This window comes from Flavobacterium gelatinilyticum (genome assembly GCF_027111295.1).
In the GTDB taxonomy this organism is placed as follows: Bacteria; Bacteroidota; Bacteroidia; order Flavobacteriales; family Flavobacteriaceae; genus Flavobacterium; species Flavobacterium gelatinilyticum.
Genome location: NZ_CP114287.1, coordinates 792,215 through 805,504, shown reverse-complemented (window position 1 = coordinate 805,504; position 13,290 = coordinate 792,215). Strand labels below are relative to the sequence as shown.

Below are 13,290 nucleotides of genomic sequence, written 5' to 3'. Positions count from 1 at the left end.
GAGACAAATTTCTATACATTTTTTTAAAATTTAAAGTGATTGGCGTACTTCAAGTAATTGGCGTCTTTATTTGTCTTCAGTATTTTGGTTTAGATATTCTGTCGGGGTTTGAAGCACTTTTTATAAGTTTATCTACAATTTTTACTTGCATATCCGAGTAGTTTTTGACATATTTATAATTGTAAATAATAGACTATAAAAAGTATGGCAAAAGGCAAAAAGGTTACTGCAGTAAGAAAAGTTGCCACTTCTAAACAAACAGGAGGTGGAGGTTTTGTTTTTGAAGATAAAGCATCAGCGTGGTTTATTTCGCATTTTTTGTCCGACAGAAGTCCTTTTGGCCATGAGATAGGGAAGATTAGGAAGATTGAGTATCAAATAAGACCGGAAGGATGGTTATTCGACGATTTATTACTGATTACAGAAGATGCTAACGCAGTTATCCATCGTGTAGCTATTTCAAGTAAAAGTAATATCCAAATAAATTCGAAAGGGCCGAATAATGAATTATTGAGGGATATTTGGAATCAATATTTGAATGTCGATTCGGCTGTTTTTAATAAAGATTCAGATTACCTTTGCATTGCAAATTCAAAGCTGCCACCTGCTATTTCAAAGGATTTAAATACTTTAATCAGATTTTCACAAAGCCAGGATGCTGCAACCCTGCATCAGAGAATAAATCAGTCTGACCAAGCATTTTCCCAATCCCTTAAAAAAATCTACAAAGGATTTTATTGTCCAGATGATATTGCGAAGTCGCACTCTATAAATGAAAACGAAACTGTAAAGGTCATCAGTAGGCTTTTGTTGCTTGAATTTGATTTTGAGGACGCAGTTTCTAATGATGAAAAACAGATCATTGCTATATGCACCGACTCTTTAACGGCCCCTGATGGTAAACGTGAGCATCAATTATATAAAAATATATGTTCTTTCCGAGCAGAGCTGGCACCAACATCAGGATTTTTAGACTATCAGTTATTAATTGATAAACTTAAAAACCATTTTCAACTAAAAGGTTATACAAACCATATTAATGACTGGAATAAAATTATAGCCAGAAGTAAATTAAGGACTGATTCAATTCAAGATAAAATCGGAAATAAAGTAGTATTATCTAATTCAGTGGAATTGGATGAAATTGAAAGTTTATTGAAAGGCAGCCAAACTGTTTTTATTTTAGGCAAATCTGGGTATGGTAAATCTGTATTGGCAAAAAAATATATCCAGCAAAAACTTTCGCAACAAGACAAATATGTTTGGATAGATTCCCAGTCACTGGAGCATGGCGGCTTAAATAATTTTTATGGAATTGAAAATGATTTGCCAGATTTGTTCACTAAAGCACAGCAAAATGGATATTTGTTTATTGATGGTATCGACCGGTTTTTTAAACAAACTGAATTGAATCTGCTTTATCCTATTCTTGCTATTGCGGGAAAGCCATCATCCTGCTGGAAAATTATTATCACATGCCAGACTGATGATTTTAATGATGTGCTGGAAAGGCTTTACAGAATAAACATAACCCTAGATTCCATTACTTTTAAGGTGGGTAAAGATGTATTTACGAATGTATCTGAATTAGTTACCCATTTTCCAAAGTTAGCGGAATTGTTTAAGCATGAACATTTACGATCGATCCTGAACAATTTAAAGTATCTGGATTTGCTGGCTTACAATTTAACTCAAAATGCTATTATTTCAGAATCTGATTTTATTGGGGAATCTACTATTATTGATTGGATTTGGAAGGAAGAGATAGAATCTAAGGGAGCAGCAAGCTCACGATTTATTAAAGAATTTTCTGAAAAACAAGCTGAAAATCTTTCTGTAGGCATCGCAACTTCAGATTTTGGCATCGCAGATTCGGCACCGGTCGATATACTGAAAGAAAGCAAAATTTTTATTGAAAATGAAGATAAGCTTTATTTGACGCATGATTTATTTGGAGATTGGGCTAGATATAAACTTATTAGAGCTAATAATACCAATGTAAATAGCTATCTTCAGACAAAGGAACTTTTATCTGCTTTGTGGTGCAAGGGGATTCGGCTTTACGGCATTTACCTGCTGGATAAAAAAAATGATGCTTCAGAATGGATTAAGTTATTTAAGACATTGGATGCCAAAAATGCCAAGGAAAAAATAATTCAGGATTTGCTGCTTGAGTCAATTATTTTTTCGGCATCGACCTATACTCATTTGCTGGCGCTTTGGAATTTTTTGCAACCCAATGAAGGAGAACTTCTAAAAAGATTTTTGGCACTGTTTTTAATAAAAGCCACACTTCCAAATCAGAATGTTTTAAAAATGGCAAAAGAGATGGGGGGGTATACTATAGCTGAAGCATCTACCTACAACAGGATGCCAAACCACTTTTATTGGGGAGAAGTTTTAAAATTCATTTATTTCTACAAATCTGAAGTCTTAACACTAGCTGGAGAGCAAGCTGCAGAAATTGCTAAAATCTGGCTAGACTATACACCTTCAAAATTTCCGTACAGACAGGAATGCTCTGAAATAGCTGTCGAAAATGGTAAAAAAATGTTTGATTTTAAATTCAATGGCGGTTATGTGAAAGGAAATGGAGATGAGCTGGCTTATAAAGTATTACTTAAGGCAATTAATGAATTACCAGAAGAAGTTATTGAGCTGTCATTAAAATTATGTAAGCGCACAAAAGTGGAAAGACAGGACAATCAGCAGGAACCTGCAAGAAATGATGGATCGGTTTCCATTTTTAGCAGTTTTAAGATAAGAGATAAGATTCAATGGACCGATGGCCCCTATGAGAGACCGGATAGTGCTTTTGAAAAAATTTGTATGGAAGAAAATGCGCTGAACCCAATCATAGATTTGTACCCAGAATCAGCCAAAGTGATCTTGCTAGCATTGTTTATCGAAGCTCCAGAAGAAATATCTTTTGGATATGATCATAGTTATGATTTGGATATCAACGTACCGCATGGATGGTTTCCTCCCTTTTATACTAGAGGGGCTTTTTTATATTTTTTAAGAAGCCAGCCAAAATGCGGGATAGATTTTATTGTAACGCTCGTTAATTTCGCAACACAGCAATGGACAAATAAGTTTACTTATGAACAGAAAGAAATTCCAAAAATCAATATAAATCTTAATTCTACAGATCGAGAATTCATTGGGGACTCCGGAGTATATTTTTGGTTTAGAGATTCAACAGGAGCTCCGCACAGTATTGTTTCTGCATTAATGGCTTTGGAAAAATTTCTTGTTGACCAGATAGATGCACAAAAGCCAGTCAAGGATTATATTGAATTAATCTTGACAAATGGAAATTCGGTGGCGTATCTAGGAATACTGATTTCTATTGGAAAATATCATCCAGTCTTATTTCTTGAAGAATTAAAACCTCTGCTGAAAGATTTCAATTTTTATGAATGGGAAAAGCCACTTCAGTATGGAGGACAGGGTATTGAAGGACATCAAATGACAGGAGCGTTTTCTTTAGGGGAAAAGACATGGAATTTGGCCAAGGAATGGCATGGAATGCCACATCGAAAAGAATCCATATTAAAGGTTTCACTTTCTTTGTTTTTACACAACAAAGATCTGCAAGAATACTATATTCCAATAGTGGAGTCATGGATAACACTTCTTGATCAAATCGAGTCACGGGGATCAACCAATATCTATTTAAATAATCTGATAAACTATTATAATTATAATAACTATGTTGAATTAGAGTATAAGGGAAACCATTATCTTCAATACAAAGAACCTGAAGAATTAACCATTAAATATAAAGAGGCACGTGAGGGTATAGCTGAAAATAGCGACTTATTCACATTTCCTTTTCAGTGTTACCAGCAGCTCGAGAAAGAAATAAAGCATGAACCAGAGCAATGCGATGAGCTATGGTCAAAAGTCCAGAATTTTGCAGCATTAGATGATGAGGATCCGCATTCTCAAATGCATGGCAAGCACCAAAACGTATTGGGAGGGTGCGCTATTTTAGTCTCTAATAAAGAATGGTTAATCACTCATTCAGAACAATTAAAATGGATTGTTGCTTACACCGGAGATGTCCTAAACACATTTGCTGTAGGCAGGCATGATCGCATCCAAGATGATTTAGACTTTTCATGGCAGGCATTTGCTGCAAGGATTTTAGCGTTGCTGTGGACAGATGATCTGTCTAATAAAAATTTGAGAAGGCTAATGGGTGTTTTGATACTTAAATCATCCTATTCAACTTCTGAGCTTTTGTTCTCTATGATATCCAAGAACTTAAAATGGAATGATGAGGAATTTATACAAATTCAAAATTTTGCAATTTTATGGAGTCTTGCGTTAGATAAGGACAATAGGGAAAATTATGCTAGAGCTACAACGGCAAAAAATCTTAAAGTTTTTAACTTAGATAAATATGCACAAGCCATTCTAAATGATTTTATTACTAGCAAAACAAGCAGAACATTAATCAATTGGTCAGAATTAAGACCTGTTTCTCCAAAAGGGAAAAGGGAAAACAGGGGCTTTGACACTGATGAGAGAACTGGAAACAAACCCGGAATTGATTTGGAAATGATTAAGCGGGCCTTTGGCTCAATTCCACAACTTTATAAAATTGATAATGAAGAACGCAGCTATGTACTGTTGTTCTGGAAACAGATTGTGAATCAGATTATTTTCGAATTAGGAGAAGTGAGAACTGATTCAAAACACCGCAGGGATTCTCCCAATAGTTTTCACTTTTGGGCTATGGACCGTATAACTGAATTTGTATCAGAAATTAACGCAGAAGATAATTTGGAAGCAGAAAATTATTGGAAGCCTATTTTCGATTATGGATATTCCGCCGGCAGCTATATAGACTATTTTTGCATGCGATTCTTTACTTTCAACCTTGTAAAAAAGGAAAGTCATGGACTTTTTTTTCAAGAATGGTTTAAGATGATTTCATATGCTTATTCCTGTGATAGCTGGACTTTAAAAGCAAGATATGACAGAAAGGAAATATGGTATTCTTTAATGGGTTTGACTGATACCATTCTCATTTATTGGAAAAATGAAGACTATTTGGATTTCTTTGTCAGGATAGCTCCAGAAAATATTAAATGGGCGCAAAAGCATGTCGGAGATCAGGATGCTATTTATAAAATAATTCGAATTTTAAAAACGAAAGCTGGCCTTACAGTTGTAAAAGATGGACTTCAAATAATAAACAGCCACCTGAAACTAAGTAACGTAGCGGAGGAGTTGGAAACTCCTAAAGGTTATGTGCGAGTAGATTTTAAATATGAAGACTCATTAGCTACAACAGCAAGTTTTCTTTGGGAAGACCACAAGGAAACGATTAACAGCGACGCTACTGTCTTGAAAAATTTTAAAGAAATAGTAACCTTTCTTGTTGCAAGGCAGAATGCTATTGGACTAGAGTTGCAGGGCAGCTTGCTTATATAATCAAATGACTTACGTGTGGCCGAGCAAAACCATTAAATAAAAAAACTATGTTTGAAATCTTCTCAACCAGAGAAACTGCGATAATTATATGGACTTCCATATTTATTATTGTTGCTCTTTTAGTCGTAAAATTTAAAGGCATTTTCGATCTTTTAAGCAATTTTTTTGATCGTAAGATACAAATTCCTTTATGGGCAATGTTTTGCTATATAGGAGCCATAACAATTGCTTTTTATACAGCTGGTGTATGGAATATGGGTCAGCTTAAAGATACAATATTATGGTCTTTAACTTCAGCCACCATTTTGTTTTTTAATATAAATAAAGCAAAAGAACGTTCTTATTTCATACCAATAATAATTGATAACTTAAAAGCAGTTATACCTCTGGAGTTTATTACTAATTTTTACACTTTTAGTTTTGAGATCGAAATGGTTATAATCCCAGTTATGACTTTTATAGGTGTAATGCAGATTGTAGCAGAAAATTCTTCAAGAACAAATCCTGACCATTTGAAGACCGCCAGCTGCTTAAAAGGGCTGTTTGCCGGACTTGGAATTCTTATTTTTATTTATGTCTGTTATAAAACATTAATAGATTATAAAAGCTTGATAACCGCTGAGAATTTAAAAAGTTTATTTCTTCCGGTTGTTTATACATTTCTTTTACTGCCCTTTCTATATCTTTTGGCCCTTTATATGAATTATGAAGTTTTATTTATACGACTGTCTTATCTGATTGATAATAAAAAAGAACGGCTTCAAATGAAATTAAATATCCTATTTCTGGCAAATCTGAATTTAAAAAAACTCCATAAAATAAGCACTAAATTAAATTTTGCGACATATAAAGGCCGAGAAATTAGAAAAAATCTAAAGAGAATATTAGAAGATTCTAATTGAAAAGATCGCTAAAATGACTCTTTCATCTTCATTGTTTCTTGTTTCGTATTAAGCGTGGAATAAACCAACTTTTCGCTTCAGTCGATCAACATTAAATCTGAAAAAATGAGAGACTGAATCAAATAATATGCAGCAATTCTTTACCAAATATATGTTAGATTTTGCCTATCGTTACCTAAAAAAGCTTAAATAAATCTGTAAGATTATTTTTATATTTTTGAGATACAAAAAATATAATCTCTAATTTTATAGTCATCCCTTTTTCTTTTTATCATTTTTTTCTAAAAAATGTTGCATATGCATATTAGCCAGCTTTCGAAGAAAATATAATATTTCTTCTGCTAGCTCAACGGTTACATTAATTCCTTCTTTTTTAAGTATTTTTTGTGCCTTTTCTGCAGAAATTTTTCCCTTGTATTGTTCATCTCTATAATTCATAATTTAGGTTTTTAGTGTTAAATTATTCATAATATAAAGATAAGTTAAATGTTTTGTATCTGTAAATCAGTGTGTTAATTTTGGTTTAAATCCTGAGTAGTCACCTCGACAGGATGTCTAAACCGCTTGATTAAGTAGGTTAAAACTTATAAAAAATAGATATAAAACATAAAAAAAACGCTAAAACCTAAGTTTTAACGTTTTTTTAGTTGTGACCTCGACGGGACAAATTACAACATCATTTTTGGATGATTTGAAGAAATTGGCTTACTACATGTAGGGGCTGTCTTGCATTGGCTTTATAATTTTGGTTTAGATGTCCTGTTGGGGATTTAGGAAAAAAAATATAAAAACTCAATTTGTTCATGGCTGTAAACCAATATACAATTCTACAAATATTATGGAGGATTTGAAAAGATTATTATAGTTAAGGCAGGATTGTCTTTCTTTGATGCTGTGAATTACTGTCTAGAATTTACAAATAAATCTATTGATTTTCGGAATTTTTAACAAAATGATAATTTATTTGATTAAAAGTTTTTCTTATAAAGAAGAAAGAGTAATAATATTTTTATTTTTTACCTAAAAAATATTGGCTTTTTGTAAAAAACAGGAGACTAAGTTTGAAAATGGGTAGACTTAATAATTAATCTTTTAATATATAAATAAAAAAGTCCCACCGAAGCAGGACTAAAGATTTTCATCTACGGCATTTAGCCTTATTATGATAAGATTAAAGATTAGAAATTTTAATCAGTCACAAATATATATAAAAAGTATTATGGTAGAAAAAGGAAAACCGTAATTGTCTTAATTTTTTTTATAGTAAATTCCGTGCAGATTAAATTTAAGAAATATGGCAAAGATTTTAGGATTAGATTTAGGAACTAACTCGATAGGTTGGGCATTAATTGACGATAAATTAAATAAAATTTTAGGGATTGGAAGTAGAATTTTTCCAATGGGGGTTGAAAATCTTGGTGATGGCGATAATGAAATTTCTAAGAATGCAAGTCGAACAGGAGCTAGAGGAGTTCGACGTCAGTTTTTTAGACGAAGGCTAAGAAAGAAAGTGTTACTAAAATCACTTTCTGAAAACAATATGTGTCCAATAAACACCGAAGATTTTGAAGATTGGAAACAAACTAAACAGTTCCCTAATGAAAAATTAGCAACTTGGTTTGCTATGAATCCTTATGAATTGCGTCAAAAAGCATTGAAGGAGAAATTATCTTTAGAAGAAATAGGTAGAATTTTTTATCATCTAATTCAAAGAAGAGGATTTTTAAGTAATAGTAGAAAAGGAGGAAGCGATGATGGAGCTATTTTTAAAGGAAATGCTAAAGAAGGAAAAATAGGAATTGATTATACTTTAGAAAGTATCGAAGGAAAAACATTGGGCTCATATTTATATGACATTTATCCAAAAGAAAATCAGCCTTTTCAAGATGGACTAGAAAGAATCAGAAACAGATATACTACTCGTAGAATGTATATTGACGAATTTGAAATGATTTGGAATAAACAGTCAGAATTTCATTCGGTTTTGAATTATGAATTAAAAACAATTTTAGGGGGTAGAAAACAAGATAATTACACAGAAGACGGTATTTTATTTCATCAAAGACCTTTGCGTTCTCAAAAGCATTTAGTTGGAAACTGTTCTTTTGAACCTTCAAAAACTAAATGTCCTATAAGTGCTATTCCTGTAGAAATGTTTAGAATTTGGCAATGGGTTAATACAGTCGAATATAATGGGAAGAAAATATCTGAAGAAGAAAAAGCCAAACTAGTTGAGCAATTGCTTTCATTTGATAAAATTGAATTTAAAAAACTCCGAAAAGCTATTGGGAAAGAAAGTGCGGAATTCAAATTCAATTACAAAGACGATGATAAAATTGCTGGTACACATACTATCTCTAATTTATCCAATAAGAAATTCTTTGGCAAAAGATGGTTTGATTTTTCAGATAAAGAGCAAGAAGATATTTGGCATGTTCTGTATTTTTTTGATAGTAAATCAAACCTAAAAGAATATGCTGTTAAGAATTGGAATTTTAGTGAAGAACAAGCAATTGCAATTTCAAGGTTTAATGTAAAAGACGGCTATGCTAGTTTAAGTCGAAAAGCTATTGGAAATATTTTGCCTTTTTTGCAGCAAGGGTATACCTATGATATTGCAGTGGTTATGGGCGGAATTAAAAATGCATTTGGTGACAAATGGCAAAATGACACGGTAGAAAACAATCTAAAACAACTAGATTTGATTGATAATATTGAAGGTATAGTTAGGTCTAAAATTTCAGGCGGATTTATAAATACAATTAAGGATTTATTACGTAAAGAATTTGAATTTAATAACAAACAATCAAAAAAACTTTACCATCATTCTGCAACAATTGATACGGTATCATTATTACAAAAACTGCCAACTGGGAAACAGGCAGATAAGGATATTCAAGCTATTAGAAATCCAATTGTAATTACAGCTTTATTTGAATTACGAAAATTGGTCAATGAATTAATCGAAGAGCATGGGCAGCTTGACGAAATAAAAGTAGAGATGGCCCGTGATCTTAAAATATCAAAATCACAGCGAAATAAGATACGCAAAGATCAAAAACGATTGGAGAGAGAAAATGACAGAGTAAAAAAGGAAGTAGAAAAGTACGTAAGAGTTTCTCATGACAACATTCTAAGATTTAAGCTTTGGGAGGAATGCAAGCAGACTTGTCCTTATACAGGTGTTGTAATTCCAGTTACCAAACTTTTTACAGGGGAAATACAAATAGAGCATATCCATCCTTGGAGTCGTTCGTTAAACGATAGTTTTAATAATAAAACATTATGCTATGCGGATGAAAATAGACGAAAAGGAGACAAAACACCTTTTGAATTTTATGGAAACGATGAGCTGGATTGGATTGCTAGAAAAGAACGTGCTTTAAAATTGTTTTCTGATACTAAAGAGTATCCCAATGCCTATCAAAAATTCAAGCGATTTGTACAGCAAAAATTTGACGATGATTTTTCTTCAAGACAATTAAATGATACACGATTTATAAGTAAAGAAGCATCGTCTTATTTAAAACAAATATGCGAAAAGGTAAATGTTTCTCCTGGTCAAATGACAGCCAACCTACGTCAAAAATGGGGTTTGAATACGGTTTTGAATGATGAAAATGCTAAAACTCGAGAAGACCATCGTCATCATGCAATTGATGCTTTGGTTATGGCATGTGGGAAGACAAGTTATTTACAGGAATTGTCAAAATGGAATCGTTACAATAGAAATTATGATTTAAAAGATTTTCCTATGCCTTGGGAAACTTTCCGATTTGATGCTGAGAAAGCAATTGATAAAATATTGATTTCGCATAAACGTATTTCTAATGATATTACAACTCGATACACTAAAGTGGAGAAAAACGGAAAAACATATATAAATAAGGGAGTTGCAGCACGAGGGCAATTGCATAAGGAAACTGTTTTTGGTAAACGAAATTTTGATGGAAATGAAGCATTTCATGTTAGGAAATCAATTGATAGTTTAACAACCGAGAAACAATTAGAAAAAGTGGTTGATGAAGTTGTTAAAAAATTAATTCATAAAAAGATTCAGGAACTGGGCGGATTCGTAAAAGGTACCATTCCTGCTAATACTTTTTTCAATGTTGATGAAAACGGAGTTAAACAACCACAAATTTTCCTGCCAAATAAAAATGGTAGTCCAGTTCCAATTTTAAAAGTCAGAATGAAAGAAAATATTAGTGGAGCTGAAAAATTAAAAGACGATATAAATCAATGGGTAAACCCTAGAAATAATCATCATGTACTTATTTATAAAGATGAAAAAGGGAATTTAAAAGAAGAAGTAGTTACATTTTGGACGGTTGTAGAAAGAAAAAGAAAAGGATTTCCAACTTATCAATTGCCAGCAGATGGAAGTAAAATAATTACCACTTTGCATATTAATGATATGTTCTTATTGGGGGTAAATGAAGATGAAATTAATTGGGAAAATCCAGATTATGAAATTTTAAGAGACAGTCTATATAGAGTTCAAAGTTTGTCTTCAAAATATTATGAGTTTAGGCAGTCTTTTAATGCAGAATCTCAAAACAAAGTTTCACCTATTTATGAACAAATTAGAGGATTTGGTTCGGGTAAAACAGGTTGGGATTTTTTTAATCCAATAAAAGTAAAAATTTCAGTTTCGGGAAAAATTTCAAAATATAATTTTACTTAAAATTTGATGTAAATTTACCAATCAAAGTTATTATTATGATACAACAGAGTATATCTTTAATAGTACCTAATGGAGAGTGGTTGAAAAATTAGGTTAGTATAAAGAATCTAGTAGTAAAAGTGAAGCTATTAATTATTTGATTAAGCAAGCTAGTTCACAAGATGAATATTATGAGTTTGTGCTAAAATAGGTAAAGGAGAAAAAAGCGGTTTTGAAAAAAAACAAACTAAAGAAGAAATGTTGGCAGAATTCAAAAAAGGTCTGCCTAATGTATAGCTTTATTTAAGTAGCGAAGCCAAAGAAGATCTAAGAAGAATTTATTATTATGGGATTGGTGAGTTTGTTGTTAATCAAGTGGATTAGCTATTTTATTATGTTTTATGATTGTTTTATAGGATAGAGGGAAATCCTTTTTTATTTCCATCAGCAGACTTCATAAAGAAAGGATATCGTATTGCGTATGTGTTGTTGATAATATTTATTATCAAATCAAAAGGGATGAAGGGATAGAGATTATTACCATTACAGGAAGACAAGATTTTGATAATAGTTCTTTGACATAATTCAAATTTTAAACATCCAAACCACAACGAAAAGGTATGGCATTCGCCCAGTAGGAATGCTGTAACTTTTCGTTGTGGTTTGATTAAAGATTAGAAAACACGATATTTTTCTTGGTCATAAACCAGACGGAACACAAGTTGTGGTTTGATTAAAGATTAGAAAACACGATATTGACAGTATTATGTCACGTGTTGGCATTCCTGTTGTGGTTTGATTAAAGATTAGAAAACACGATATTCGGGTCTGTTACCATACCTAGTGTTGTTCCGTTGTGGTTTGATTAAAGATTAGAAAACACGATATTTGTAAAAATTAAAACAGATGTGCATAGTGTGTTGTGGTTTGATTAAAGATTAGAAAACACGATATTCAAAAAATTAAAATAGAGAAACTAAAACAAGTTGTGGTTTGATTAAAGATTAGAAAACACGATATTAAGAACCAATAACCGACGGAGCGCCATTAGTTGTGGTTTGATTAAAGATTAGAAAACACGATATTTAATTCTTATTACGATGTTCCGGTTGCAATGTTGTGGTTTGATTAAAGATTAGAAAACACGATATTGTACGATCAAGTTTAGCATTTTTCAAGCTAGTTGTGGTTTGATTAAAGATTAGAAAACACGATATTAAAAGCGTGTGTCCTATACTTGATAATATAGTTGTGGTTTGATTAAAGATTAGAAAACACGATATTAGAAAATGAGCAAACAAGAATCGAATTCTAGTTGTGGTTTGATTAAAGATTAGAAAACACGATATTTCATTGATTGAGGTTGTGACGCCTACAGCGGTTGTGGTTTGATTAAAGATTAGAAAACACGATATTCCTTTTTCTTGTAATGTTTCGATTGCTTCGTTGTGGTTTGATTAAAGATTAGAAAACACGATATTACTTCGGCAAGTATGACAACGACTCACCCAGTTGTGGTTTGATTAAAGATTAGAAAACACGATATTATACAATATTCGAAAGAAAACTAGTCACGTGTTGTGGTTTGATTAAAGATTAGAAAACACGATATTTGCTCGGACTAGACATGAGAAACGAGTCCGGTTGTGGTTTGATTAAAGATTAGAAAACACGATATTCTATTCGGAAGCTTCAAGGTACAAATAGACGTTGTGGTTTGATTAAAGATTAGAAAACACGATATTAAAATCGTAAGAATAACAACGAACAAAGAAGTTGTGGTTTGATTAAAGATTAGAAAACACGATATTTAAAAGGCAAAACGGCTTATGGCTGTTCTGGTTGTGGTTTGATTAAAGATTAGAAAACACGATATTGGTTCGTTTCTATTTTAAAAGAAATGACCCGTTGTGGTTTGATTAAAGATTAGAAAACACGATATTAAGTTTATTCCAGGAAAAGGCAGTTCATACGTTGTGGTTTGATTAAAGATTAGAAAACACGATATTTCATCCTCTATGTTTTTGTTCGGTACATATGTTGTGGTTTGATTAAAGATTAGAAAACACGATATTTATAAAATGATGTATAATCATCATACAATCGTTGTGGTTTGATTAAAGATTAGAAAACACGATATTCATGCCGCAGGCCGATCCGTCGAAAAGGGAGTTGTGGTTTGATTAAAGATTAGAAAACACGATATTTATTTTGGGCGATACATTGTATAATAAAATGTTGTGGTTTGATTAAAGATTAGAAAACACGATATTT

General features: G+C 32.1%; 4 protein-coding genes and 1 CRISPR repeat array (1 of these 5 running past the window's edge). Of the genes, 3 read left to right on the top strand and 1 reads right to left on the bottom strand.

The features are described 5' to 3' along the window. The first annotated feature begins 204 nt into the window (after positions 1–204). The gene (locus OZP11_RS03380) at positions 205–5,448 is read left to right on the top strand and encodes an NACHT domain-containing protein (protein ID WP_281233815.1); all 5,244 of its coding nucleotides are present in this window, start codon (positions 205–207) and stop codon (positions 5,446–5,448) included. Positions 5,449–5,495: 47 nt separating this feature from the next. After that, positions 5,496–6,350 (top strand): hypothetical protein, encoded by an 855-nt coding sequence (locus tag OZP11_RS03375; protein ID WP_281233814.1) that lies wholly within the window; start codon positions 5,496–5,498, stop codon positions 6,348–6,350. A 252-nt stretch (positions 6,351–6,602) separates the two neighbouring features. Here the strand turns inward: OZP11_RS03375 and OZP11_RS03370 are convergent, their stop codons facing one another. Continuing rightward, positions 6,603–6,788: a hypothetical protein gene (locus OZP11_RS03370; RefSeq protein ID WP_281233813.1), complete on the bottom strand. Its 186-nt coding sequence runs from the start codon at positions 6,786–6,788 to the stop codon at positions 6,603–6,605. 856 nt (positions 6,789–7,644) lie between these two features. Here OZP11_RS03370 and cas9 point away from each other — a divergent pair. Further along, positions 7,645–11,037, top strand: a complete 3,393-nt coding sequence (gene cas9, locus OZP11_RS03365; RefSeq protein ID WP_281233812.1) for a type II CRISPR RNA-guided endonuclease Cas9 — start codon at positions 7,645–7,647, stop codon at positions 11,035–11,037. 634 nt (positions 11,038–11,671) lie between these two features. Further along, positions 11,672–13,290: a CRISPR direct-repeat array (repeat unit 36 nt; unit sequence GTTGTGGTTTGATTAAAGATTAGAAAACACGATATT); it runs 1,844 nt beyond the window's last position.

Bases quoted from the DNA above. Each gene is read 5' to 3' on its own strand.
- cas9 (WP_281233812.1), top strand. From the start codon at position 7,645: ATGGCAAAGATTTTAGGATTAGATTTAGGAACTAACTCGATAGGTTGG.
- OZP11_RS03370 (WP_281233813.1), bottom strand. From the start codon at position 6,788: ATGAATTATAGAGATGAACAATACAAGGGAAAAATTTCTGCAGAAAAG.
- OZP11_RS03375 (WP_281233814.1), top strand. From the start codon at position 5,496: ATGTTTGAAATCTTCTCAACCAGAGAAACTGCGATAATTATATGGACT.
- OZP11_RS03380 (WP_281233815.1), top strand. From the start codon at position 205: ATGGCAAAAGGCAAAAAGGTTACTGCAGTAAGAAAAGTTGCCACTTCT.